Raw genomic sequence first — 24,603 nt, 5'->3', positions numbered from 1 at the left:
CTCGTGTCAGTCTTCCGTGTCGCATCCGGCGGCAGCCAGCAGCCAGGCGTACTGGAAAGCAGTCTCCTTCCAGCGTTCGTATCGTCCGCTTATCCCGGCGTGCCCGGCGTTCATCTGCGTCTTCAACAGGACCGGCTTGCCGTCGGTGTTGGCGTGCCGAAGCGCTGCAACCCATTTGGCCGGCTCCACGTAGTAGACCCGGGTGTCGTTGAGCGACGTCATCGCCAGGATGGCCGGGTACCGTTTGGCTGCCACGTTTTCATACGGCGAGTACGACTTCATGTATGCATAGACATCGCTGTCGTTGAGCGGGTTTCCCCACTCGTCCCACTCGGTGACGGTCAGTGGCAACGAGGGATCGAGGATGGTGGTCAGCGGATCGACGAAGGGTACCTGCGCCAGGATTCCGGCGAAGAGCTCCGGCGCCATATTGGCCACCGCGCCCACCAACAAACCGCCCGCACTGCCGCCCAGGGCCACCAACCGCTCCGGGCGGGTCAGCCCCGAATCCACCAGATGCTTTGCCGCCGCGACGAAGTCGGTAAAGGTGTTCTTCTTGTGCAGGATCTTGCCGTGCTCGTACCACAAGCGGCCCATCTCACCGCCGCCGCGAACATGCGCGATGACGAACACCATTCCCCGGTCCAGCAGTGACAGCCGGGCAATGGAAAACCGGGGGTCTTCGCACATCTCGTACGCGCCGTAGCCGTAGATGACTGCGGGCGCGGGGAATTCGATGTCGGTCCGGTGCACGACCGAAATCGGGATGCGGGTGCCGTCGTCCCCGTGAGCCCAATCACGGCGTTCCACGTAGTCCTCGCGACGGTAGCCGCCCAGTACCGGCTGCTCTTTGAGCAAGGTGCGCTCGCCGGTGACCAGATCGATGTCGTAGATCCGCACCGGAGTGATGAAAGATCCCGCGCCGACGCGCAGCTTGGGCGAATCCCAGTTGGGATTGGGACCCAGCCCGGCCGCCATCAGCTCGGAGTCGAAGGCGATCTCCTCCGGTTCGCCGTACTCCCCCTTGGGGCCGAACGGCCACAACTGGATCCGGGGCAACGCTTCGCGCCGGTAGCTGACCACCACGTGGCCAGCGAAGGCATCCACACCGTCGAGCCGGACGTCCTCGCGGTGCGCGATCAGCGTGCGTTGCCGCGCCGGATCCTCGACCGGGGCTTCCACCAGGGTGAAGTTCACCGCGCCGTCGTTGTGCAGGATGAGAAAGCGGTCTTGTCCGCCGATGATCGCATGCTCAACGGAGTACTCGACGCCGTCGCGGCGCGGCAGCACGATGGCGAACTGGGCGGCCGGGTCGGCCGAGTCCGCGTAGCGGATCTCGGAGGTGACCGACGAGCCCGCCGCGATAACGATATAGGCGTTGCTGCGGGTGCGCCCCACCGCGAGCCAAAACCGTTCGTCGGACTCGTGATAGACCTGCTCGGACGCGGCTCCCGGCCCGAGCCGGTAGCGCCATACCGTGTCCGGGCGCCACGCGTCGTCCACCGTGGTGTAGTAGACGGTGCGGTGGTCAGCAGCCCAGGTCGCTCCGGGGCCGATGCCGGCGATCTCGTCGGGATATCTTTCCTCGGTGCGTAAATCCTTGAACCGCAACGTGTATCGCTCGTCGCCGACAACGTCGACGGAGTAGACAAGTATGTTGTCGTCCAGGCTGACGCTCAACGCGCCCAGCGCGAAGAAGTCGTGCCCGTCCGCCTCCTGGTTCTCGTCGAGCAGCACCTGCTCACCGGGTATCTCGGTGTTCTCGTCGAATCGTGGCGGGTCCCAGTCGTCGGGATCGGCAACCGGACAACGACAGTGGACGCCGTATTGCTTGCCCTCGAAGGTACGGGCGTAGTACCACCAGTTGCCGCGCCGGGTCGGCACCGACAAGTCGGTTTCCTTGGTGCGCGCCTTGATCTCGTCGAAGATCTTCTGCCGCAATGGTTCCAGATGAGCGGTCGCTTGGTCGGTATAGGCGTTCTCAGCCTCCAGGTAGCCGATCACTTCGGGATCGTCCTTGTCCCGCAGCCATTCATAGGGATCGACAAAGATGTCACCGTGGTGCTCCCGCCGAGCCTCCACCCGCTTGGCCACCGGCGGTGCGGCGTGGTCCGTCATGCGCCCGGCCCGATCCAGTCGCCGAACCGCAGACCCGAAATGCGTTCGTAGGCTTCGATGTAACGTTCCCGCGTGGCCTCGATGATGGCGGTGGGCAGCGGCGGCGGCGGCTGGTCGCCGCCGCGGTCCCAGCCGGACTCCGGGCTGGTCAGCCAGTTGCGGACGAACTGCTTGTCGAAGCTGGTCTGCGCTACGCCGGGCCGGTGTTCGTCGGCCGGCCAATACCGCGACGAGTCGGGGGTGAATATCTCGTCGGCCAGCAGCAGGTTTCCGTCGCGGTCGATGCCGAACTCGAACTTGGTGTCGGCGATGATGATCCCCTTCCTCAGGGCGTGGTCGGCGGCCTGAACGTAGATCTGCAGCGTACGGTCGCGCAGCTGGTTGGCGCGCACCCCACCGACCATCTCGATCACCCGGGCAAACGAGATGTTCTCATCGTGGTCGCCCAGCGCGGCTTTGGTCGCCGGGGTGAACAGCGGCGCAGCGAACTTGCTCGCCTCGACCAAACCCGGCGGCAGGGCGATCCCGCAGACCTTTCCGGTTGTCTGGTAGTCGAGCAGACCGGAACCGGTCAGATAGCCGCGGGCCACGCATTCCACCGGAAGCATCTCCAGTCGGCGCACCACCAGCGCTCGGCCCAACACCTCATCGGGAATGCGCCGATCATCGGGTGGCCCGGCCAGATGGTTGGGGGTATCGACCAGGCCGAAGAAGAACACGCTCATCGCCGTCAGGATGCGGCCCTTGTCCGGGATGGTGCTGTCCAGGACGTAGTCGTATGCCGAGATCCGGTCGGTGGCAACCAGCAGCAGGTGGCCGTCGTCGACGCGGTAGATCTCCCTGACCTTGCCGCTGGCCAGATGCTGGTAGTCGGACAATGCAGGACGCAACATCGGGCCAGCCTATCGGTGGGGTCGGGCCGCACACTGTGCTGGTATCTGTGCTATGCGATCACGGTTTTTGCCCTACTCGACCCGACCCGTCCGGCTGGCCATCCAGTTGTTCAGCGATATCACCGTCGCCGCGTGGACGACGGTCTGGGTGCTGGTCGGTCTGGCCGTCCACAGCGCCATCTCGACCATCGCCGAGGCGGGCCGCCAAATCGAGAACGGCTCCCAGGGCATTGCCGGCAACTTGGCGTCGGCGGGTCATGGAGCTCAGCACATCCCGTTGGTGGGGGATGCGATCAGCACGCCGATCACGGCCGCCAGCGAGGCCGCGCTCGACATCGCCGGCGCCGGCCACAGCCTGGACACCACCGCGAGCTGGCTGGCCGTGTTGCTGGCACTGGCGGTCGCCGCGACGCCGATCCTGGCCGTGGCCATGCCGTGGCTGTTCCTGCGGCTGCGGTTCTTCCGCCGCAAGCTGGCGGTGACCGCGTTGGCCGCCACGGCGGCCGGTCAGCAGCTGCTGGCGCTGCGGGCACTGGCGAACCGCTCGCCGGCCAAACTGGCCGCTGTCAGCGCGGATCCGGTCGGCGGTTGGCGCCGTGAGGATCCCGCCACCATCCGTGGCCTGGCGGCACTCGAGCTGCGAGCGGCCGGGATCAGGCTGCGAACGGCCAGCACGTATCACCGGTGATACACTACCGCCCATGGACTCGGTGACGGTGCGGGATTTGCGGAACCGCGGGGGTGAAGTACTTCGCCGCGTGGAGCGCGGTGAGCGCATCGTCGTCACCCGCGACGGCATCCCCGTGGCCGAACTGCGCCCCCTCCCCCGACCCAGCCTCGGCCCAGCCGAACTCATTCGCCGGCGCAAGCACCTCCCGAGGGTGAACCCCGACGCGTTTCGCCGGGATGTCGACACCCTGATCGATCCGTCGCTGTGACGGACGACGCCCCGACGCGCGGCATGCTGGACACTTCCACCGTGATTCTGCTGGGCGAAATCGGGGACCCGGCAAGCCTTCCCGACGAATCGGTAATCAGTGCGATCACCCTGGCGGAGTTATCCGTCGGTACGCACGTTGCCCGCAACGACGATGAACGCGCGGCGCGCCAGCAACATCTACAGCAGGCTGAGGCCGACTTCGAAGTTCTGGCCTTCGATGCCGAGTGCGCCCGAGCCTTCGGCGGGGTTGCCGCAGCGCTTCGCGCCTCCGGTCGAAAACCGGCAGCACGCGCCTATGATGCCTTGATCGCTGCCAGCGCGATCGCTCATGATGTCGCGTTATACACGTGCAACCCGGACGACTTCACCGGAATCCCGCGACTGGGGTTGCGCCCGGTCGCTCGCCCGAACCCGCCGCGCTGAGCCGAGCTAATCGGAACTTTCGCGGGTGCCGACCGCCCGTAACACGCCCGCGACGGCCACGATCAGCCATGCCGCCAGGGCGTCCCAGAAGAACACCAACGATACGGTGCTCAGCGATCGCCGACCGAGCTCGGCCCCCATGACATCCGTGGCCGCCGAGTACATGCCCAGCGGGAACACCAATGCCCACCACACACCGGCGAAGCGCAGCATGGCGGGTCGGCGGCTGAGCCGCTGCAGGCCGAAGTAGACCAGCGGCGGTATCCACAACGTGGCCGCCACCCAGGTCACCACGGTGACCATCCGTACCGTCGGACCCAGCCCGGCGGGTGCGAGGATGTGGATGTCGTCACCGGCCAGCGTCGCAATGGCCAAGCCGCCCATCAGGATCCAGGAGTCGGGCTCGAAACCCGCAGCACCCCCGCGCTCGTGTCGTTGTGCGACCGCGCGCCACACGATCAGCCAGGTCATGAGTGCGTAGATGCACAGCGCCACCGCCCACACCGGCACTGCCAACCCAAGCCACCAGCGTTCAGGCGTGTGCCGCGCCACCAGTGTGGCCACGATCGCCAAACCGGACGTGCCCACGCTGGCCAGCTCCCAGGCGCCGTGCGAACGGTCGCGCAGCTCTCGCCACGGGTGGGCCGACATGTCGCGGACCGACGGGACGATCAGCACCAGCGACGACAACAGCGCCACCACTCCGAGCATCTGCAGCACCGCCCGGTAGGAGGCCAACCGGCTGTCCAGAACCGCGCAGGCGGCTACGAAGGTGAACAGTCGCAGCGTCACATCGGGTTCCTTCAGATCCCATGATGCGATCGCCTTCGTGAGGAGAACGAGGACGACGAGGACCAGCAGTCCCACCGTTGCGAGAACACCCAATGTGTCGCTGAACCGGCCGTATTGGTGCTTAGCCGCCGCAATCGACAGGATCCCGGTGGCCATCACCGCGGCGAACGAGTCGGGTGACGGCTCGGCATCGGCGAGCCGAAATGTCACTGCCCCTCACGTAGTTCCACGACCAAATGCCGGATTCCCGTGTGCCGGTTGCTGCGAGTCCATTCGACCGGCCGCACCACCCGCACGTCGGCGAACCGCGAGAGCAGCTCCTCGAACAGCACCCGCAGTTCCAGCCGAGCCAGATTGGCTCCCAGGCAGTAGTGCACACCTTGGCCGAACCCTAAGTGCGGGTTGGGCTTTCGGGTGATGTCGAACTCGTCGGCGTGGTGGAACACGGCGGCGTCGCGGTTGGCCGAGCCCTCCCAGATCTGTACCTTCTGCCCCGCCCGGATCGAGTGTCCGCCCAGAGTGACATCGCGGGTCGCGGTGCGCCGCTTGGACGGCGACGGCGACGTCCAGCGAACCATCTCCTCGACCGCCGTCGGCAACAGATCGAGATCGTTACGCAGCGCCCGCAATTGCTCGGGGTGTTCGGCTAGCGCCAGCAGCCCACCGCCCACCGCGTTGCGTGTCGTCTCGGCGCCGGCGCTGAACAGCAGGCTGAAGAACAGATAGAGCTCCAGATCCGACAGAGCCGGCGCATCTTGATCGTCGAGCATCGCGTTCGCGACGACAGACAACATGTCGTCGGTGGGGTCGGCGCGCTTGGACGCGATCAACTGCTGGCCGTAGGCGTACATCCGCGACCCCGCCTGCGCGGCTTCTTCGGAAACCGACACCGGCGACAGCGGGGACAGTGACGCCTTGCGAGAGCCGCCGAAGTCGAACTGCGGCTCGATCGCCTCGAACAGCCAATGTCGTTCGGATTCAGGCACTCCCAGCAGAATGCAGATCATCTGCATCGGCAGTTCGGCGGCGATGTCGACCAGGAAATCGACCGGTTCGCCCGGCTGCACCGCGTCCAGCAGCCGACGCGCCCGGGCCCGCAGATCATCCTCGACGCGGCGGATCATCCGCGGCGTCAGCCCGGAGCTGACAAGCCGGCGAATCTGGGCGTGCCGCGGGTCGTCCATCATGTTGAGCACCTGGCCGGCGATGGCCAAGTCCTGCAGCAGCGTGCCGCCGAATGGCCGCTCGCCGCCGGTGACCGACGAGTACGTCACTGGATCCTTCAGCACCGCAAGCGTTTCCGGGTACGTTGCGACCGACCAGAAGCCTTCACCGTCGGGGGTGTTGTCGGTCGGCTGGTGCCAGTACACCGGCGCTTCCCGGCGGTGGACCGCGAAGAGCTCGTGCGGGAATCCGTTGGCGAAGTTGTCCAGGTCGGTGAAGTCGATGCTCGAGAGCGCGCCCGCGAGAGTCATAGGATTGCTCCTGGTGTGTACGTAGCGGCTTCCGGGTAGCGGCCTACCAGCTTGTCTACCATCGCGACCACCTCGTCGACCTGGTCGGCGGCAGCGCCGGTGAACGCCTTGCGGTCGGCGAGGGCGGCGTCCAGCGCCGCGCGGTCCAGGGGCAGCCGCGGATCGGCGGCCAACCGGTCCAGCAGGTCGGGTTCGGCGCCCTCGCGCATGGCCAGTGCGGTGGCGATCGCGTGTTCGCGGATCACGTGGTGCGCACCCTCGCGGCCCATACCCGCGCGCACCGCCGCAATCAATACCTTGGTGGTGGCCAAAAACGGTAGGTAGCGATCCAGCTCCCGCTGGACCACCCGCGGGTAGGCGCCGAATTCGTCGAGCACCGTCAGAAACGTCTCCAGTTGTCCATCGATGGCAAAGAAGCTGTCCGGCAAGGCAACTCGGCGCACCACCGAGCAGAATACGTCGCCCTCGTTCCACTGCGCTCCGGCCAGCTCGGCGACCATCGAGGCGTACCCGCGCAGCACCACCTGCAACCCGTTGACCCGTTCGCAACTACGGGTGTTCATCTTGTGCGGCATCGCCGACGAGCCGACCTGCCCCGCCGCGAAACCCTCGGTGACCAACTCATGCCCGGCCATCAGCCGGATGGTGTGGGCCAGCGACGACGGTCCCGCGCCGAGCTGCACCAGCGCGGACACCACGTCATGATCCAACGAGCGCGGATACACCTGCCCGACGCTGGTCAAAACGGTTGAGAAGCCCAGGAAGTCAGCGATGCGGCGTTCCAGCCGGGCCAGCTTGGCCGCGCCTTCTTTCCCGCCGCCCAGCAGGTCCAGCATGTCCTGCGCGGTGCCCATCGGGCCCTTGATGCCGCGCAGCGGGTAGCGGTCGATCAGTTCTCGCAGCCTGGTCAACGCGATCAGCGTTTCCTGCGCCGCCGACGCGAACCGCTTGCCCAAGGTGGTGGCCTGCGCGGCGACGTTGTGGCTGCGCCCGGTCATCACCAGGTCGCGGTAGGCCACCGCCCGTTCGGCCAGCCGGGCCACCACTGCCACGCCGTGGGAGAAAACCAGCTCCAGCGATTGCCGGATCTGCAGTTGCTCCACGTTCTCGGTCAGATCACGGCTGGTCATGCCCTTGTGCACGTGCTGGTGACCGGCGCGGTCATTGAATTCCTCGATGCGGGCCTTGACGTCGTGGCGCAGCACCCGCTCCCGGGCCGCGATCGAGTCCAGGTCTACGTCGTCGAGCACCCGCTCGTAGTCGGCGATCGCCTCCTGCGGAACCGCCACTCCCAGTTCGGCTTGTGCCCGCAGCACCGCCAGCCATAGCCGCCGCTCGGCGACCACCTTGGCTTGCGGCGACCAGATCGCGACCATCTCGGCGCTGGCGTACCGGGTAGCCAGCACGTTCGGAATGCCCACGAAGACACAGCTTACGGTCGGACGCGGTCAAATCGCGCGGACTCCCGTCGGCCGTACCCTTGGCGAATGTACTTCGCCGGCGTCGATCTGGCCTGGGCCACTGCCAACCCGACCGGTGTGGCAGTACTCGACGCCGACGGTGTTCTGGTGCACATCTGCGCCGGCCGCGACGACTCCTCGGTGCTGGCGGCGTTGCGGCCGTACACGGCCGGCCCCTGCCGGGTCGCATTCGACGCGCCGCTGGTGGTGACCAACCCGTCCGGTCAGCGGCCGGCCGAGACCGCACTCAACCGCGACTTCCGCGCGTTCGAGGCTGGTGCGCATCCGACGAATACCGGAAAACCCGAGTTCGCCGACGGCCCGCGCGCGGCACGGCTGGCCGGTGCGCTGGGCCTGGATATGGATCCGTTCTCGGCGGATGTCCGGCGGGCCATCGAGGTCTACCCGCATGCGGCGACGGTGGCGCTGTTCCGGCTGTCCCGCACGCTGAAGTACAAGGCCAAGCCCGGCCGCGGTGTCGAAGGGCTCAAATCGGAGCTACTGCGGTTGATGGGCGGTATCGAGGGACTCGAAAACACCCGAACGCCGCTGCGGGTGACCGGTCATGGCGACTGGCTCTCGTTGCGCCGGCAGGTGCGGGCCGCCGGGCGCAAGTGCGAATTGCGTCGCGCCGAAGACCCGATCGACGCCGTCGTCTGCGCATACATCGCGCTGTACGCCGAACGCCGCCCGTCCGACATCACCGTCTACGGAGACTTCGCGACCGGCTACATCGTCACGCCGACGTTGCCGGTGGAATTACACCCGGATCGGCCGTTGGTCGACCGGCGCAAGCACCTCGATGAGATCGACCACGGTTGCCAGCGCGGCGCCGCGCGCGTCGCGCCCTTCGACCAGCGCGGAGACCACCGAACCGTCGACCGCGCAGATCAGGGTGCACACCAGTTCGATGCGCACCGACCGGCCGGATCGCTCGATGGCCTCGGCAACCGCCTCGGCGCGCTGGCGTAGGTTGCGGCGCATGCTTTCCCGCAACGCGGGCAGGCGGGTACAGGCGATATGCCGCTCGTATCGCGATATCAGCTGTTCGGCGAGCCCGGGGCCGTCCACGTCCCCCACAAGGAGGTCGACCAGCACTTCACCGGTGGTCTCGGGTCCCCGGCGCCGCCGCGGCAGCGCGTTGACCCGGGCCCGTAACTGCGCCACCTCGATCATCCCGATGTGTTCGACCGCACGGGCGATCAAGTCGTCAAGGGACGAAAAGTAGTAGGTGGTAGAAGCCAACGGCAGCCCGGCGCGCCGGGCGACGGCCCGGTGGCGCACTGCCTCGAATCCACCCTCGCCAAGCAGCTCGGCGGCGGCGCTCACCAACGCATACCGCCGACGTTCTCCTTTTGGAGTAACTGCTGCCGTCACGCCCACCCATGCTGCCAGTGAAATTGGTACTGCATTGCCATTTTCGCTAAACGGCCATGGCATGATGACCCGCATGCCGGACTTAAGTCGCCGCGCCGTGCTCGGCCTAGTACTGCAGCCGTAGATCGGGATCATTGATACTGGGCGTGTCTGCGCTGCTCAGAGCGGTGACCGCGGCATTGTTCAGAGTTTGTGAAGACAACCGAATAGCCTGGTCACGATGGCGCCGACGACACCAATACCGAGCACGCCTTTCCCACTACCGACGAAGGCAGAAGCAATGATCCCGATCTACGGCTGCAGTACTAGGCGCCAGTGCGACCCTTGGCGCAGGCGGCGTATTCGCACTCGAAACGCTGTTGCAGCCACGGACTTCGCATGCCACACCGGCGCCGGCGATTGGCACAAACGTTCCGTTGGCGCCGACACGGCCGCTCGATCCACCGCCGCCGGCTCAGGCCGCGCCGACGATGACGACCGGCTCGTTCGTGTCGGCGGCACGCGGGGGCATATCGACGAATTGGGCGATCGCACGTCCGCCGGGCCAAACCAAGCCGCTGCGGCCGGTGATCGCGCTGCACGGCAAGGGCAGCGACGCGGCCACCGTGATGGCCGGCGGTGTCGAACAGGGCCTGGCGCAGGCCGTCAACGCCGGGCTACCGCCGTTTGCTGTGGTCGCCGTCGACGGGGGCGGCAGCTACTGGCATAAACGGGCTTCCGGTGAGGATTCCGGTGCCATGATGCTCAGTGAGCTCATCCCGCTGCTGGACACCCAGAACCTGGATACCTCGCGGGTGGCGTTTCTGGGCTGGTCGATGGGCGGCTACGGGGCGTTGCTGCTCGGCGGCCGGCTCGGACCGGCCCGGACCGCGGCGATCTGCGCGGTGAGCCCGGCGCTGTGGCTGTCGGCCGGCGCGGCCGCACCGGGTGCGTTCGACGGAGCCGACGACTTTGCGGCGAACTCGGTGTTCGGCATGCCCGCGCTGGGTTCCATTCCGATCCGGGTGGATTGCGGCGATAGCGATCCCTTTTATTCGGCGACCAAACAGTTCATCGCTCAACTGCCGAACCCGCCCGCGGGCGGCTTCTCCCCCGGCGGGCACAACGGCGGATTTTGGAGCTCACAGCTGCCCGCCGAGTTGACCTGGATGGCGCCGCTGCTGACAGCGTGACCGCCGGGCATGCGAGGATCGCCCGGTGAATCCGTTCGGTTGGAGCTTCCCCTACGCCTGGCCGCGAATGCCGATCCTGGGCCGAAACGTCGTCGCCACCTCACAGCCGCTCGCCGCCCAGGCCGGCCTGCGGATGCTCGCCGAAGGGGGGAACGCGGTCGACGCGGCTATCGCCACCGCCATCACCCTGACACTGGTGGAGCCGGTGTCCAACGGCATCGGCTCCGATGCGTTCGCCGTCGTGTGGGACGGCACGCGGTTACACGGGCTGAATGCCTCCGGCCGCTCACCTGCGGCGTGGACACCGGAATACTTCGGCGGCAACGGCGTTCCCGCGCTCGGCTGGAATTCGGTGACGGTGCCGGGCGCCGTGTCGGCCTGGACCGATCTGCACGCCGAGTTCGGCAGCCTGCCGTTCGAACGACTTTTTGAGCCGGCTATCTCTTACGGCCGCAAGGGGTTTCCGGTGTCACCGACCGTGGCGGCGCAATGGGAGGCTCAGGTGCCCCTGTTCGCGTCGCAGCCCGGGTTCGCCGAGGCGTTCCTGCCCGGTGGCCGCGCGCCGAAACCCGGTGAGCTGTTCAGGTTTCCAGCCCATGCGGACACCCTGGAGAAGATCGCCGCCACCCATGGTGAGGCGTTCTACCGGGGAGAGTTGGCCGAAAAGCTGGAAGCGCACGCCAAAGCCAACGGCGCTGCGATGCGAGTCAGCGACCTGGCCGCCCATCGCAGCGACTGGGTGGACACCATCACCGGAACATACCGCGGCTACACCATTCACGAGTTGCCGCCCAACGGACAGGGCGTCGTCGCCCTGATCGCGCTCGGAATCCTCGAGCAGTTCGATATGGCCTCGCTGCCAGTCGATTCCGCGGACAGCGTGCATCTGCAGATCGAGGCGCTCAAGCTCGCATTCGCGGACGCGCAGGCGTATGTCGCCGACATCGACCACATGCCGCTGCTTCCGGAGCACCTGCTCGACGAACAGTACTTGCGGGGGCGCGCCTCGCTGATCGATCTCGAACACGCCAAGCCGGCGTCGGCTGGAAGCCCAAGGGGCGGCACCGTTTATCTCACCGCCGCAGATGCCTCCGGGATGATGGTGTCGATGATCCAGTCGAACTACCTGGGCTTCGGGTCCGGAGTGGTGGTGCCGGGAACCGGAATCTCACTGCAGAATCGCGGCTCGGGTTTTGTTGCGACGCAAGGTCATCCGAACCAGGTCGGGCCGGGCAAGCGGCCTTTCCACACCATCATTCCGGGGTTCGTGACCAAGGACGGCGCTCCGGTGCTGAGTTTCGGCGTGATGGGTGGCCAGATGCAACCACAGGGCCACCTGCAGGTGCTGGTCCGCATCGCCGACTACGGTCAGAACCCCCAGACGGCGTGCGACGGCCCACGATTCCGGTGGGTGCAGGGACTGCAGGTCTGCTGCGAAAACGGCTTTCCGCCGGCAACACTCGACGACTTGCGCAGCCGCGGGCATGAGCTGGTCACGGTGGACGACTACAACCAGTTCGGCAGCTGCCAGGCGATCTGGCGTCTCGATGACGGATATGAGGGATATGTCGCGGCCAGTGACCCGCGCCGCGACGGTCAGGCTGTGGCGTTCTGACCCGTGATCTGCACCGAAGTGCCCGGCATTCTCTTAGAAGAAAGATGAACGGGCGGTAAACGCGTAGAAAACCTAGGGTGGCCTTGCGGTAAAGTACTGGGTAATATTAACCCCAGCTAATCGCAAACTGCGCTGAGAATGTACTCGGCATTCCGGTAATGGACGGTGCGATGAATGGGTTACGTCATCAAGTCCCGGGCATCGGGTTGAAAGTCGGTGAGATTTTTGCCGGATACACGATTGTCCGCTTGCTGGGCTCCGGGGGAATGGGCGAGGTCTACCTTGCCCAGCATCCACGGCTGCCGCGCCGCGAAGCGCTGAAGATATTGGGCAGTGAGGTATCCGCTGACGACGACTATCGGCGGCGATTCATCAGAGAGGCGGACGTGGCGTCCGCGCTGTGGCATCCGAACATCGTGCGGGTCAATGACCGAGGCGAGTTCGACGGGAAGCTATGGATCTCGATGGACTTCGTCGACGGAACCGACGCAGCGAGCCTGTTGCGGAACCGCTTTCCGGCCGGAATGCCGGCAGATCAAGTAGCCACGATAATCGCAGCGATCGCAAGCGCACTCGACTACGCGCATCAGCATCACGATGTCATGCACCGCGATGTCAGCCCCGCGAATATCCTGCTCGCCGAGCCGGACGGCGGCGATCGGCGGATTCTCTTGGGGGACTTCGGAATAGCTCGGAGCATCGGCGAGACCAGTGGCCTGACCGCGACGAACATGACCATCGGCACGTTTCCCTACGCGGCGCCGGAACAGCTAACGGGCGAGCCGATTGACGGACGCGCCGATCAGTACGCGCTAGCGGCTACCGCCTACCATTTGCTGACCGGATCGGCACTGTTCCCGCACACCAACCCGGCGGTTGTGATCAGCCGCCACCTGACCACCCCGCCTCCGGAACTCGCGCAGATCCACCCGCTGCTCGCTGCCTTCGACCCGGTGCTTGCCGTAGCGCTCGCAAAGAAGCCCGCCGATCGCTTCGCCTGCTGCACTGATTTCGCCGACGCGTTCGCACACGCAGCCCGTCGCGTCGAACATCCGTTAGCGTCGGCTTCGACCATGCCGAGACCCTTGGCGAACAGGCCACTCGACAGCGCGGCGGTGCCCTCGGCCGTGGCTAAGGCCGGCACACGGCAACGACGTAGTCGGTGGCGGCTCTTCGCCGCGGCATCAACGGTTATCGCGGTCACCGCCGTCGGCGCCAGTGGCTACCCGTTCGACACCGACTCGACACCGGGCCCGCCTGCCGCCTCGCCGACTGTGGCGTCTGTGGCGTCGCCTCGCCAGCCGGCGGAGTACCCGCCGCCGCCGACGGTGGCGCCGCCTCGACCGGTGGCGCAGTACGTGCCGCCACCCACAGCGGCGCAGCCGCCCACACGCAGGGACACTCCGCCCGCGTCATCCGCTGCGGCCGCGCCGGCGCCCCGACGGCCCGCGCCGGTCTCGCAGCAACCGACACCCGACCCCGAACAGACCTTCCTCGGTCTGGTGTCGCAGATCCCGGGTGTCATCGTCACCGACCCCGCGACTGCCGCCGCCACTGGCCGTGGCGTGTGCACCGACCTTCAAAACGGGGCAAGCCCCGATGATGCCGCCGCCGCGACCGTGAACAACACCGGAATCTCGCCCGCACAGGCTGCCGCCGGCGTCAACGCGGCGATCACCGCCTTCTGTCCGCAACACCGGGGGTAGGCAACACATCCACGACCGCGGCGGTATTGCCTGTCGGTCCCGGTAGCTAGACGCTGATCTTCCGCTCTGCGGCACGCAACCCGATGTCGTTCCGGAAGTGGCTGCCGGCTAACCGAATTGAACCGAGGATGTGGTATGCGTGCGCTCGCGCTGCTGACAGGTCGGCGCCGGTGCCCACCACCGACAGCACCCGGCCGCCGGATGACACGACGGTGCCGTCCTCGCGTCGGACGGTCCCGGCGTGCAGCACCCCTTCGGCTTCGGAGCCGACGACGACGTCGCCCACCCGGGGCCGCCCGGGATAGTTTTCGGCCGCCAGCACCACCGCCACGGCGGCGCCGTCTCGCCAGCGCAATTCGCCGAACTCCGCCAATTTTCCGGTGCCCGCCGCGTACAGCAACTGCCCGAGGGGCGACTCCAGCAACGCCAGCACCGCCTGAGTTTCGGGATCGCCGAAACGACAGTTGAATTCGACCACCGCGGGACCCTTCGTGGTGATCGCCAGACCGGCATACAGCAAGCCACAGAATGGGCTGCCGCGCCGAACGAGTTCAGCCGCAACGGGTTCTACGATCTGACCGGCTATCTCCCGGTAGACCTCGTCGGGCAGCCACGGCAGCGGCGCGTAAGCGCCCATACCGCCGGTGTTGGGTCCGGTGTCACCCTCGCCGACCCGCTTGAAGTCCTGCGCCGGCAGCAGCGGCACCACGGTCTCGCCGTCGACCACACAGAACAGCGACACCTCCGGGCCGTCGAGATAAGACTCCAGCAGCACCGGATGCCCGGCCTCGAGCAGTCCCGCCGCATGGGCGCGGGCGACAACGCGGTCCGGTGTGACCACCACGCCCTTGCCGGCGGCCAGATGGTCATCTTTGACCACCCACGCCGGGTCGCCTGCGGGCGGCCCGAACCGATCCAGCGCGGCGTCCAAATGGGCCGGGTTGTCGACGATTTGACTGGCGGCCGTGCGCACGCCGGCCGCGGCCATCACGTCTTTGGCGAATGCCTTGGAACCTTCGATGCGGGCGGCATCCTTGCTCGGACCGAAGCAGACGATGCCGGCGGTGCGCACGGCGTCGGCCACCCCGAGCACCAGCGGCAGCTCGGGACCGATGACCACCATATCGGCGTGGACCCGCCGCGCCAGGGCGACGACGTCCTCGTCGGAGGTGATGTCGACATCGTGCTGTTCGGCCAGGCGGGCGGTACCGGCGTTGCCGGGAGCCACGATGAGGTGCGTGACCTGCGGATCTCTGGCCAGCGCCAGCAGCAGGGCATGTTCACGGGCACCGGAGCCGATTACCAGGACGCGCACGAGACGTCAGAGTAGCCGGGGTCGGGTTGGGCCCAGGAGGCAGCACGCCACGCCGGATGCTGCACAGCTCGGTTCGGTGGTTTAAGGCACCGCGTCGTCGTCGGGCGCCAGCAGCTTCTCCGGGTGATGAAAGCTATTCGTTCTCGGTTGTCCGTGGTCCAGGTGCGATGGCGGGATCCACTCGGTATCGCCGTTGGCATTTTTGCGGGTGGTGAATCCATCTTGCTCGACGAGTCTGTTGTCGGATCCGCAGGCCAGGGTCAGCTGGTCGATATCGGTGCGGTGGGTGGCCTTCCAGCCTTGGACATGGTGGACTTGGCTGTGGTACGCGGGGGCATCGCATCCCGGCTTCGTACAACCGCGATCCTTGCCGTAGAGCATGATTCGCTGCGCGGGGGACGCAATGCGCTTGGTGTGATACAGCGCCAGGGCTTTGCCGCGATCGAATATGGCCAAATAGTGATGAGCGTGGCTGGCCCAACGGATCACATCCGACATAGGCACCAAGGTGCCCCCACCCGTGAGACCCTTTCCGGTGGCGGCCTCGAGGTCTTTGAGGGTGGTGGTCACAACGATCGACACGGGTAACCCGTTGTGCTGACCCAACTCCCCCGACGCCAAGAGCCCCCGCAGTCCGGCAAGCAAGCCATCATGGTTCCGCTGAGCCTGGCTGCGGGTGTCACGGCGCACTGCATCCTCATCGGGTGTGTTGTCGATGACCGGTGTTTCGTCGTCGGGGTTGCACGCCCCGGGGGCGGCCAGCTTGGCCAACATGGCCTCAACGGCGGCGCGCAACTCCGGGGTCAGCATGCCGCTGATCCGCGACATCCCGTCGAATTCCTGCTTGCCCAGCATGATGCCGCGCTTACGGGCCCGCTCCTGGTCGCGAAATTCCCCATCGGGGTTGAGCCAATCCATGATCCGCTGGGCGTATTTGGCCAATTCGTCGGGACGATACTCGCTGGCTTTGCGGGCCAGGTCGGCTTCGGCGGCTCCCCGGGTAGACAGGTCCACCTCGGCGGGCAAGTGCGAGAAGAAGCTTCGGATCACCGAAATGGCCGTCGCCGATCAGGCCGTCGCGTTGGGCGGCCGCGGTGGCGCTGAGCTGCGGCGCCAACGGCTCACCGGTGAGCGCCCGCCGTTCCCCGAGATCAGCTGCCTCGTCGATGCGCCGGCCGGCCTCGGCCTTGGTGATACGCAACCGGTCGGCCAGCGCCGAACGCAGCTTGCCGCCCAGTTCTTCTTCGCTGGCCTGCGCGGCGAGCTGATTGATCAGCGCATGCTGCGGTGTTCGCAGCCGCCGCGCCACCCGCTCCAGCCGCTCCAGGGCACGTAACCGTTCGGGGGTGGTGAGCACGTCAAAAGACGTCTCGCACAAGCGGTCCACGTCGTCATCGAGCGCGCTGAAGACCCCCACGATCTGCTCACGCGTGTTCGAACCCATACCTGAAATTCTAGGGACCGCCACCGACAACAATCGCCGTCATGTGACCACTGAAACCACAGTGAAACAAGGGATTTAGCGCCTGCTTCGACTCGCGAGATTAGTCGACGGCCTTACCCGAGTGCATCTTCAACGCGGCGTCGACGTTAGCCTTCTTGTCCTCGTCCACACCCTTCGCCGCGGCCTTCTTGCGCTTTGCCACAACGGTTTCGACCGCGCCGTTGAGCGCGGAGCCCAGCGGAAACCCGAGATAGTGGGTAAGGAAGACGGCCATCTCCTTGAGTTCCGTCTCATCGAGTTCGCCGTTGAGCAGCGCGGCGTTGATCTGGATTTCGGCGAGGTCGCGATTTCCGATGGCGGTCACCGCGGTCAAGGTCATGATGCGTTTGTCACGCATCGACAACCCCGGTCGGGTCCAGATGGCGCCAAACAGGTGATCGACGGTGAGGTCGAAGTATGCGTCGCCCTCGATGTTGGGCATCTCCCACCCGTAGACCTCGTTCATCTTGTCCAGGCCCTTGCGGCGCAGCTCGTCCATCACGTCTCCTCAGCTAGGTCGGGGTGCGGTACCCCGAGGCCGGCGGCCAACCGCTCCAACGCTAGCCTGGCCAACGGCAATTCGACCGATAGCGACTCCCCCAACGCCAACGCCAAACCCAGGTCCTTCTCCCCCAGCGCACGGGTGTGCTGCAGCAGCGGACGCAGCGGGTCGTCAGGTTTCATCGGCGCCGTCGTCTCCCGGAACATGATTGCTCCGGGGCCACCGGTGAGGGCATCGCTGTGGCGCACCACCCTGGCGAGCGCCCGCAGGCTCAAACCGCTTGCCTCGGCCAACTTTTCCGCCTCTGCAGCCGCCGCGTAGGACACGAACGTCAGCATGTTGCGGGCCAGCTTCATCCGGGTTCCGGCGCCCGGTTCGCCGGCATGGATCACCAGCGACGCCCACCGCCGGAACGGCTCCTCGATCCGCTGGAACGTCTCGTCGTCGGCGCCCACCATGGCGGCCAATTTGCCTTCGGCGGCTGCCCCCGCACCGCCGCTGACCGGAGCGTCCACAACGTAGACGCCCTGCGGCTCGAGCTGTCGCGCCAGCTCGACGGCGGTGGTGTCGCTGATGGTGGAGTGAATCGCAATGATGGTGCCCGGCTTGGCATGTGCGGCCAGCCCGTCGGCACCGACGATCACACTGCGCACCTGAGCGTCGTCGAGCACCGTGACGCTGATGATGTCGGCGTCGGCAACCTCGGCAAGGCTCGCCGCCGCGGTGGCACCACCCTCGACGAACGGCGCCATGGCTTCGGTCCGCACATCGAAGACCGTCAGGCCGCCCGGCCAGTCGAGGTAGCGCTTGGCCATCGGCGCACCCTGATTGCCCAGGCCGATGTAGCCGAGACGGGGTATCGCGGTCATGATCGGATGACCTGTCCGCCATCGACATTGAAGATCTGCCCGGTGATCCAGGAGGCCTGGTCGCTGAGCAGGAACAGGCACATTCCCACCAGGTCCTCGGGTGTCCCCATGCGAGACAGCGGAATCTGTTTGACCATGTCCTTGACCAGCTCGCCCGGCGTCACGGTCCGAGTGGCCTCGGTGTCGATGGGCCCGGGTGCGATCGCGTTGATCCGGATCTTCATTCCGCCCAGCTCACGGGAAAGCTGTTGAGTGAGCCCGTTGACCCCAACTTTGGCCAGGCCGTAGAAGTTCGAGTACAGCCATGCCGCGGTGGACGACTGGTTGACGATCGCGCCGCCACCCCTCTTGGCCATGTGCTTGTACACCGCCCGGGTGCACACCAACGCACCGTCGTGGTTGACGCTCATGAACTTCCGGTAGTAGTCCCACGGCACCGTCAGCAGCAGGTCGAGCTTCATGCCACCGTAGATCGCGGCGTTGTTCACCAGGTAGTCGATGCCGCCGAATTCGCTGACGGCGCGCTGGGCCATCGCCTTGGCCGACTCCTCGTCGGAAACGTCAACCGGCACCTGGATTGCCGTGCCACCGTCGGCGACGATCTGCTTGGCGACTCCTATGGCAGCGTCGGCGTTGACGTCGGCGACGACCACGGAGGCACCTTCGCGGGCCAGGGCCTCGGCGTAGGCCTGGCCGATACCCTGAGCGGCCCCGGTGACGATAGCCACTTTGTTCTCGAATTGACCCACACCGTCTCCTCTAATTTGCAGCTGTCGCAATGAGTTTGGCTTCCAGATACTCCTCGAAACCGAGCAGCCCCATCTCGCGGCCATTGCCGGACTGCTTGTAGCCGCCGAACGGCGCGTCGGCGGAATACCACACGCCGCCGTTGACGTTGACGGTGCCGACCCGCAGCCGCGCGGCGATCCCGGCGGCCCGCTGAGGGTCGGCGCTGTACACCGTGCCCGACAAGCCGTAGGGCGAGTCGTTGGCGATACGGACGGCGTCGTCGTCGCCGACGTGGGCGATCACCGTCAGCACCGGCCCGAAGATCTCCTCCCGTGCGGGCCGGGCCTCATTCGTCAGGCCCGCGATCACCGTCGGCTCGATGAAGTATCCGACGTCCCGGCCCGCCGGCCGTCCCCCGCCGCAGGCGAAGGTGCCGCCTTCGGCGATCGCCAAGTCCAGATAGCCCTGCACCCGATCCCGCTGGCGCGCTGAAATCAAGGGCCCGCAGACGGTTCCGGGCTCATTGGGGTCGCCCGGCCTGATCGACGACATGGTTCGCGCCGCGATGCCGACGGCCTCGTCGTAGCGGCTCCGCGGCACCACCAGTCGGGTGGTGATCGCGCAGCCCTGGCCCGCATGCACGGCGGCGGTGAACGCCGAAACCGAGCACGCCCCCGTCAAATCCGCGTCGTCGAGCACCACGAACGCCGACTTTCCGCCCAGCTCCAGGAACACCTTCTTGACGGTGGCGGCGGCGTCGGCCATCACGCTGCGCCCGGTCGCGGTGGAACCGGTGAACGAAATCATGTCCACCCGAGGATCTTTGGCCAGCAGCGCACCCAGGCCATGGTCGCTGGAGGTGACGATGTTGACGACACCGGCCGGAAAGTCGGTATGGTTGGCGATGATTTCGCCGAGCACGGCCGCGCACCACGGTGTGTCCGGTGCTGGCTTGAGCACGACCGTGTTCCCGGCGGCCAGCGCCGGCCCCAGCTTGGCCAGGTTGATTTGGTGCGGGAAGTTCCACGGGGTGATCGCACCGACCACCCCCACGGCTTCGCGCGCCAGGGTGCGCCGGGTCGGGATTCCCATCGGTGCCGCCCGGCCGAGATCCTGTTCCCAGGAATAGGACTCGGCGGTGTCGGCCGCGAACGCCAGGTCGTCGACCGGACCTTCCAACTGGGCCGCGGCGGTGAGCATCCGCGGCGCACCGACTTCAGAAATGGTCAGCTCTCGTAGCTCCTCGACGTGTTCGCGCATCGCGTCGCGCAGCTGACGCACACACCGCACCCGCAATTCGGTGTTGCGCGACCAGTCGGTGTCGTCGAAGGCGCGGCGCGCTGCTTTGATCGCGCGGCCCATATCTGCCGCGTCCGCATCGGCGGCGACACCCAACACTTCCTCGGTGGCCGGATTGACCGTGGGGAAGGTGCCCGCACCACCTTCGGACAGCTTCCCGTCGATGAAGAGTGCACTGACTCCGTTGGCCAACAGGGCCATCTGTCCCTCCCACCTGATTCGCCAGCTGTTCCCGCCCTGGATGGACACCTGTCCGATATCGCTCCCGTGAACCATAGCTTCAAGCGTTGCGCGGGTGCAAGAGACGATGCCCATGAGGACTCATCATGCGGTGTTTTTCCAAGCCAAGCCCGATTTCCGGGTACCGGGTTGCCCGGCGCCGTGAGCTTCCGCTACCTTGGACAGGTGTCCAGCGATGCACTGGTTACCGTCTCCGACCAAGCGCGCCAGGTCGAGGGCAGGCGACGCAACCGGCGCCAAGAGGAGACCTTTCGCAAGGTGGTGGCTGCCGGCATGCAGACGTTGCGGGAAAACTCCTACACCGACGTGACGGTGCGGATGGTGGCGGCCCGGGCCAAGGTGGCTCCGGCCACCGCATACACCTACTTCTCGTCGAAAAACCACCTGATCGCCGAGGTTTACCTCGACCTGGTCCGGCAAGTCCCCTACTTCACCGACGTCAACGTGCCCATGCCCACCCGGGTGGATCGGGCGCTGCGCCAGCTGGCCCTGGTGGTTGCCGACGAACCCGAGGTCGGCGCCGCGTGTACCGCCGCGCTGCTCGGTGGCGGCGCCGACCCCGCGGTGCGTGCCGCCCGCGAACGCATCGGCGCCGAGATCCACCGCCGGATCGCATCGGCCATCGGCCCCGACGCCGAGCGCGCCACCGTATCCGCTTTGGAGATGGCGTTCTTCGGTGCGCTGGTGCAAGCCGGCAGTGGCGAGTTCACCTATCACGAGATCGCCGACCGGCTGGCCGACGTGGTGCGCCTGATCCTGGCGGGGGCTGAAAAGGCCGGTGACGCATGAGCGTCCATATCGGCAACCCCGACGTTGTTCTCGACCCCTATGACTACGACTTCCACGAAGATCCGTATCCGTACTACCGCCGGCTGCGCGACGAGGCGCCGCTGTACCACAACGAGGAACTCGGCTTCTGGGCGTTGTCGCGACACCGGGACGTGCATCAGGGTTTCCGCAACAGCACAACGCTGTCCAACCGCGACGGCGTCTCGCTGGATCCGGTGTCCCGCGGTCCGCACGCCTCGAAGACGATGTCGTTTCTGGCGATGGACGACCCGGCACATCTTCGGTTGCGCACGCTGGTGTCGAAGGGATTCACCCCGCGCCGGATTCGCGAACTGGAGCCTCGGGTGACGGAGCTGGCCGTACAGCATCTGGACACGATGCTGGAAAGGGCGGCGTCCGGAACCGTCGACTATGTCGCCGAATTCGCCGGCAAGCTGCCGATGGACGTGATCTCGGAGCTGATGGGCGTTCCGGTCGCCGACCGCGACCGGATCCGGGCCATGGCCGACGGCGTCATGCACCGCGAGGACGGAGTCACCGATGTGCCGGCGTCGGCAATCGAGGCGTCGATCAACCTCATCGTCTATTACCAGCAGATGATCGCCGAGCGTCGCGCCAAGCCGACCGACGATCTGACCTCGGCGCTACTGGAGGCCGAGATCGACGGTGACCGGCTGACCGATGAGGAAATCCTCGGGTTCATGTTCCTGATGGTGATCGCCGGCAACGAAACGACCACCAAACTCCTTGCCAACGCCGCTTATTGGGGTCACAAGTTTCCCGACCAGCTGAGTTCGGTCTACGCCGACCTGTCGCGGGTGCCGCTGTGGGTCGAGGAAACCCTGCGCTACGACACGTCGAGTCAGATCCTGGCCCGCACCGTCGTCGGAGAGCTCACCCTCTACGACACCAGGATTCCCGAGGGCGATGTCGTGCTGCTGCTGCCCGGCTCGGCTCATCGCGACGAGCGGGTGTTCGACAATCCCGACGAGTATCTGATTGGTCGCGAAATCGGTTCCAAGCTGCTGAGTTTCGGTAGTGGCGCGCATTTCTGCCTGGGGGCCCATCTGGCCCGGATGGAGGCTCGGGTGGCGCTCACCGAATTGTTCACGCGGATCCGCGGATATGAAGTCGACGAGGCCAACGCCGTTCGCGTCCACTCCAGCAATGTCCGCGGGTTCGCTTCGCTGCCGATAGCCGTGGAGGTCCGCTGAATGCCTCGCTTTCAGCCACACCCGGACCGCAGGCCGGCGATTGTCGCCGGCGCGTCCTCGGGTATCGGCGCCGCCACCGCGATAGAACTTGCCGCCCACGGGTTTCCGGTCGCGCTGGGTGCCCGGCGGGTGGAGAAGTGCCAGGAGATCGCCGACAAGATCCGCGCCGGCGGGGGCGAGGCGGTGGCACTGCAACTCGACGTCACCGATCCCGACTCGGTCAAGGACTTCGTGCACCGGGCGACCGAACAGCTCGGCGACATCGAGGTTTTGGTCGCCGGCGCCGGCGACACCTACTTTGGGCGGCTGCACGAATCCGACACCGAAAGCTTCGAATCGCAGGTCCAGATCCACTTGATCGGGGCGAACCGGCTGGCCACGGCGGTGCTGCCGGGCATGTTGGACCGTCAGCGCGGTGACCTGATCTTCGTCGGCTCGGATGTGGCGCTGCGTCAGCGTCCGCACATGGGCGCCTACGGGGCGGCGAAGGCCGGGCTGGTGGCAATGGTGACCAACCTGCAGATGGAGCTCGAAGGCACCGGGGTGCGCGCGTCGATCGTGCATCCAGGCCCGACCAAGACCGGGATGGGCTGGAGTCTGCCGGTCGAGTCGATCGGGCCGGCCCTGCAGGACTGGGCCAAATGGGGTCAGGCGCGCCACAACTACTTCCTGCGGGCATCCGATATCGCCCGGGCGATCGCGTTCGTCGCGCAGACACCCCGGGGCGGCTTCGTGGTGAACATGGAGCTGCAACCGGAAGCGCCGCTGGCCGCCACCACAGAACGTCAGCAGCTCGGTGTCGATGAAAAAGCATTCGTCGATGAGGGAAAGCTGGATTCATGACCACAGCCATCGTGCCGCGAGTGTCCGGCGGCCAGGACGAACACGGACATCTCGAAGAATTCCGCATCGACCCGATCGGCCTGATGCAGCGGGTTCGCGACGAGTGCGGCGACGTCGGATGGTTTCAACTGGCCAACAAACACGTCGTCTTGCTGTCCGGCGCCAAGGCCAACGAGTTCTTCTTCCGGTCCTCCGACGAAGAGCTGGACCAGGCGCAGGCCTATCCGTTCATGACGCCGATCTTCGGCAAAGGCGTCGTGTTCGACGCCAGCCCCGAGCGCCGCAAAGAGATGCTGCACAACTCGGCGCTGCGCGGCGAGCACATGAAGGGCCACGCCACGACCATCGAGCGCGAAGTGCGCCGGATGATCGAAAACTGGGGTGACACAGGCGAAATCGACCTGCTGGACTTCTTCGCCGAGCTGACCATCTACACCTCAACCTCGTGCCTGATCGGCACCAAGTTCCGCAACCAGCTCGACTCGCGCTTCGCGCACTTCTATCACGAACTCGAGCGCGGCACCGACCCGCTGTGCTACGTCAACCCGTATCTGCCGATCGAAAGCTTCCGCAGACGCGACGAAGCCCGAAAAGGATTGGTGGCGTTGGTGCAGGACATCATGCATCAACGGATCGCCAACCCGCCCACGGACAAACGCGACCGCGATATGCTCGACGTGCTGGTGTCGATCCGCGACGAGGCCGGCCACCCGCGGTTCTCCGCCGACGAGATCACCGGCATGTTCATCTCGTTGATGTTCGCCGGGCACCACACAAGTTCGGGTACCTCGGCGTGGACGCTGATCGAACTACTGCGCCACCCGGACTCCTACGCCGAGGTGATCACCGAGCTCGACGAACTCTACGCCGACGGGCAGCCGGTGAGTTTCCATGCACTGCGCCAGATTCCGCGTCTGGAGAACGTGCTCAAGGAGACGCTGCGGCTACACCCGCCGCTGATCATTCTGATGCGGGTGGCCAAGGGCGAGTTCGAGGTCGAGGGCTATCCGATTCACGCAGGCGAACTGGTGGCGGCCTCACCGGCGATCTCCAACCGCATTCCCGAGGACTTCCCCGATCCCGACGCATTCGTGCCGCAGCGTTACGACGAACCACGCCAAGAGGACCTGATCAACCGCTGGACGTGGATTCCGTTCGGCGCCGGCCGGCATCGCTGCGTGGGCGCGGCGTTCGCCACCATGCAGATCAAGGCGATCTTCTCGGTGCTGTTGCGCGAGTACGAGTTCGAGATGGCCCAGCCGCCCGAGAGTTACCGCAACGACCACTCCAAGATGGTGGTGCAGTTGGCCCGGCCCGCCACCGTGCGCTACCGCCGCCGTAGGAGCTGA

General features: G+C 66.3%; 20 protein-coding genes and 3 pseudogenes. 11 read left to right on the top strand and 12 right to left on the bottom strand.

Annotated elements, in window-relative coordinates:
- Positions 1-6: 6 nt before the first annotated feature.
- Both CDN38_RS17135 and CDN38_RS17130 read right to left on the bottom strand, forming a co-directional pair.
- Positions 7-2,118, bottom strand: coding sequence for a S9 family peptidase (locus tag CDN38_RS17135; RefSeq protein WP_075510076.1), 2,112 nt, complete (start codon positions 2,116-2,118; stop codon positions 7-9).
- On the bottom strand, positions 2,115-3,008 hold the full coding sequence (locus CDN38_RS17130; protein WP_075510086.1) for a phosphoribosylaminoimidazolesuccinocarboxamide synthase: 894 nt from the start codon (positions 3,006-3,008) through the stop codon (positions 2,115-2,117). The genes CDN38_RS17135 and CDN38_RS17130 overlap by 4 nt, the downstream gene beginning before the upstream one ends.
- 55 nt (positions 3,009-3,063) lie before the next feature.
- Between CDN38_RS17130 and CDN38_RS17125 the strand changes: the two genes are divergently transcribed.
- Genes CDN38_RS17125 through CDN38_RS17115 form a run of 3 tightly spaced genes read left to right on the top strand, consistent with a single transcriptional unit; the run spans position 3,064 to position 4,374 of the window.
- Entirely contained in the window at positions 3,064-3,699 is a 636-nt protein-coding gene (locus CDN38_RS17125; protein WP_075510077.1) for a hypothetical protein, read from the top strand.
- A gap of 13 nt (positions 3,700-3,712) precedes the next feature.
- Entirely contained in the window at positions 3,713-3,949 is a 237-nt protein-coding gene (locus CDN38_RS17120; protein WP_082277041.1) for a type II toxin-antitoxin system Phd/YefM family antitoxin, read from the top strand.
- Positions 3,946-4,374 (top strand): type II toxin-antitoxin system VapC family toxin, encoded by a 429-nt coding sequence (locus tag CDN38_RS17115; protein WP_233026914.1) that lies wholly within the window; start codon positions 3,946-3,948, stop codon positions 4,372-4,374. The genes CDN38_RS17120 and CDN38_RS17115 overlap by 4 nt, the downstream gene beginning before the upstream one ends.
- 6 nt (positions 4,375-4,380) lie before the next feature.
- Here CDN38_RS17115 and CDN38_RS17110 read toward each other — a convergent pair whose 3' ends face one another.
- Genes CDN38_RS17110 through purB form a run of 3 tightly spaced genes read right to left on the bottom strand, consistent with a single transcriptional unit; the run spans position 4,381 to position 8,062 of the window.
- Positions 4,381-5,376 carry a tellurite resistance/C4-dicarboxylate transporter family protein gene (locus tag CDN38_RS17110; protein WP_075510078.1) on the bottom strand — a complete coding sequence of 332 codons (996 nt, stop codon included), beginning with the start codon at positions 5,374-5,376 and terminating at the stop codon, positions 4,381-4,383.
- Positions 5,373-6,641 carry a cytochrome P450 gene (locus CDN38_RS17105; RefSeq protein ID WP_075510079.1) on the bottom strand — a complete coding sequence of 423 codons (1,269 nt, stop codon included), beginning with the start codon at positions 6,639-6,641 and terminating at the stop codon, positions 5,373-5,375. Before CDN38_RS17105 ends, CDN38_RS17110 begins: the two co-directional genes overlap by 4 nt.
- Positions 6,638-8,062, bottom strand: coding sequence for an adenylosuccinate lyase (gene purB / locus CDN38_RS17100; protein WP_075510080.1), 1,425 nt, complete (start codon positions 8,060-8,062; stop codon positions 6,638-6,640). The genes CDN38_RS17105 and purB overlap by 4 nt, the downstream gene beginning before the upstream one ends.
- A 66-nt stretch (positions 8,063-8,128) precedes the next feature.
- Between purB and CDN38_RS17095 the strand changes: the two are divergent.
- A pseudogene (locus CDN38_RS17095) lies at positions 8,129-8,860 on the top strand (DUF429 domain-containing protein); the annotation flags it as partial.
- Here the strand turns inward: CDN38_RS17095 and CDN38_RS17090 are convergent.
- A complete protein-coding gene (locus CDN38_RS17090; RefSeq protein ID WP_099187747.1) occupies positions 8,861-9,484 on the bottom strand; it encodes a TetR/AcrR family transcriptional regulator in 624 nt (207 codons plus the stop codon).
- A 296-nt stretch (positions 9,485-9,780) separates the two neighbouring features.
- On the opposite strand from CDN38_RS17090, the pseudogene CDN38_RS17085 reads away from it, so the two are divergent.
- From CDN38_RS17085 to CDN38_RS17075, 3 genes and pseudogenes are all read left to right on the top strand, one after another.
- A pseudogene (locus CDN38_RS17085) lies at positions 9,781-10,650 on the top strand (alpha/beta hydrolase-fold protein); the annotation flags it as partial.
- A gap of 67 nt (positions 10,651-10,717) precedes the next feature.
- Positions 10,718-12,265, top strand: coding sequence for a gamma-glutamyltransferase family protein (locus tag CDN38_RS17080; protein ID WP_099319416.1), 1,548 nt, complete (start codon positions 10,718-10,720; stop codon positions 12,263-12,265).
- A 158-nt stretch (positions 12,266-12,423) separates the two neighbouring features.
- Positions 12,424-13,971, top strand: coding sequence for a serine/threonine-protein kinase (locus tag CDN38_RS17075; RefSeq protein WP_075513024.1), 1,548 nt, complete (start codon positions 12,424-12,426; stop codon positions 13,969-13,971).
- Between the two features lie 46 nt (positions 13,972-14,017).
- On the opposite strand, the gene purD is transcribed toward CDN38_RS17075, so the two are convergent.
- The 6 genes and pseudogenes from purD to CDN38_RS17045 all read right to left on the bottom strand — a co-directional run bounded on the left by purD (position 14,018) and on the right by CDN38_RS17045 (position 20,369).
- Complete coding sequence (gene purD, locus CDN38_RS17070) at positions 14,018-15,286, bottom strand: phosphoribosylamine--glycine ligase (protein ID WP_075513025.1); 1,269 nt, start codon at positions 15,284-15,286, stop codon at positions 14,018-14,020.
- An 81-nt stretch (positions 15,287-15,367) separates the two neighbouring features.
- Positions 15,368-16,730, bottom strand: a pseudogene (locus CDN38_RS17065) (HNH endonuclease signature motif containing protein).
- Positions 16,731-16,830: 100 nt separating this feature from the next.
- On the bottom strand, positions 16,831-17,268 hold the full coding sequence (locus CDN38_RS17060) for a carboxymuconolactone decarboxylase family protein (protein ID WP_075513026.1): 438 nt from the start codon (positions 17,266-17,268) through the stop codon (positions 16,831-16,833).
- Complete coding sequence (locus CDN38_RS17055) at positions 17,268-18,140, bottom strand: NAD(P)-dependent oxidoreductase (RefSeq protein WP_075513027.1); 873 nt, start codon at positions 18,138-18,140, stop codon at positions 17,268-17,270. Before CDN38_RS17055 ends, CDN38_RS17060 begins: the two co-directional genes overlap by 1 nt.
- Positions 18,137-18,889, bottom strand: coding sequence for an SDR family oxidoreductase (locus tag CDN38_RS17050; protein WP_099319082.1), 753 nt, complete (start codon positions 18,887-18,889; stop codon positions 18,137-18,139). Before CDN38_RS17050 ends, CDN38_RS17055 begins: the two co-directional genes overlap by 4 nt.
- A 10-nt stretch (positions 18,890-18,899) precedes the next feature.
- Positions 18,900-20,369, bottom strand: coding sequence for an aldehyde dehydrogenase (locus CDN38_RS17045; protein WP_075513047.1), 1,470 nt, complete (start codon positions 20,367-20,369; stop codon positions 18,900-18,902).
- Positions 20,370-20,573: 204 nt separating this feature from the next.
- On the opposite strand from CDN38_RS17045, the gene CDN38_RS17040 reads away from it, so the two are divergent.
- Genes CDN38_RS17040 through cyp51 form a run of 4 tightly spaced genes read left to right on the top strand, consistent with a single transcriptional unit; the run spans position 20,574 to position 24,603 of the window.
- Positions 20,574-21,197 carry a TetR/AcrR family transcriptional regulator gene (locus CDN38_RS17040; protein ID WP_075513028.1) on the top strand — a complete coding sequence of 208 codons (624 nt, stop codon included), beginning with the start codon at positions 20,574-20,576 and terminating at the stop codon, positions 21,195-21,197.
- Positions 21,194-22,411 carry a cytochrome P450 gene (locus CDN38_RS17035; RefSeq protein ID WP_075513029.1) on the top strand — a complete coding sequence of 406 codons (1,218 nt, stop codon included), beginning with the start codon at positions 21,194-21,196 and terminating at the stop codon, positions 22,409-22,411. Before CDN38_RS17040 ends, CDN38_RS17035 begins: the two co-directional genes overlap by 4 nt.
- Positions 22,412-23,254, top strand: a complete 843-nt coding sequence (locus CDN38_RS17030) for an SDR family oxidoreductase (RefSeq protein WP_075513030.1) — start codon at positions 22,412-22,414, stop codon at positions 23,252-23,254.
- Complete coding sequence (gene cyp51 / locus CDN38_RS17025; RefSeq protein WP_075513031.1) at positions 23,251-24,603, top strand: lanosterol 14-alpha demethylase; 1,353 nt, start codon at positions 23,251-23,253, stop codon at positions 24,601-24,603. The genes CDN38_RS17030 and cyp51 overlap by 4 nt, the downstream gene beginning before the upstream one ends.

Source organism: Mycobacterium ostraviense (assembly GCF_002705925.1).
In the GTDB taxonomy this organism is placed as follows: domain Bacteria; phylum Actinomycetota; class Actinomycetes; order Mycobacteriales; family Mycobacteriaceae; genus Mycobacterium; species Mycobacterium ostraviense.
Note: the sequence above shows the minus strand (reverse complement) of the source record. Positions and strands in the feature narration are given on the sequence as shown.

Coding starts and splice junctions, on each gene's coding strand:
- CDN38_RS17060 (WP_075513026.1), bottom strand. CDS start 17,268: ATGGACGAGCTGCGCCGCAAGGGCCTGGACAAGATGAACGAGGTCTAC.
- CDN38_RS17125 (WP_075510077.1), top strand. CDS start 3,064: ATGCGATCACGGTTTTTGCCCTACTCGACCCGACCCGTCCGGCTGGCC.
- CDN38_RS17045 (WP_075513047.1), bottom strand. CDS start 20,369: ATGGCCCTGTTGGCCAACGGAGTCAGTGCACTCTTCATCGACGGGAAG.
- CDN38_RS17080 (WP_099319416.1), top strand. CDS start 10,718: ATGCCGATCCTGGGCCGAAACGTCGTCGCCACCTCACAGCCGCTCGCC.
- cyp51 (WP_075513031.1), top strand. CDS start 23,251: ATGACCACAGCCATCGTGCCGCGAGTGTCCGGCGGCCAGGACGAACAC.
- CDN38_RS17120 (WP_082277041.1), top strand. CDS start 3,713: ATGGACTCGGTGACGGTGCGGGATTTGCGGAACCGCGGGGGTGAAGTA.
- CDN38_RS17035 (WP_075513029.1), top strand. CDS start 21,194: ATGAGCGTCCATATCGGCAACCCCGACGTTGTTCTCGACCCCTATGAC.
- CDN38_RS17105 (WP_075510079.1), bottom strand. CDS start 6,641: ATGACTCTCGCGGGCGCGCTCTCGAGCATCGACTTCACCGACCTGGAC.
- CDN38_RS17030 (WP_075513030.1), top strand. CDS start 22,412: ATGCCTCGCTTTCAGCCACACCCGGACCGCAGGCCGGCGATTGTCGCC.
- CDN38_RS17075 (WP_075513024.1), top strand. CDS start 12,424: ATGGACGGTGCGATGAATGGGTTACGTCATCAAGTCCCGGGCATCGGG.
- CDN38_RS17055 (WP_075513027.1), bottom strand. CDS start 18,140: ATGACCGCGATACCCCGTCTCGGCTACATCGGCCTGGGCAATCAGGGT.
- CDN38_RS17135 (WP_075510076.1), bottom strand. CDS start 2,118: ATGACGGACCACGCCGCACCGCCGGTGGCCAAGCGGGTGGAGGCTCGG.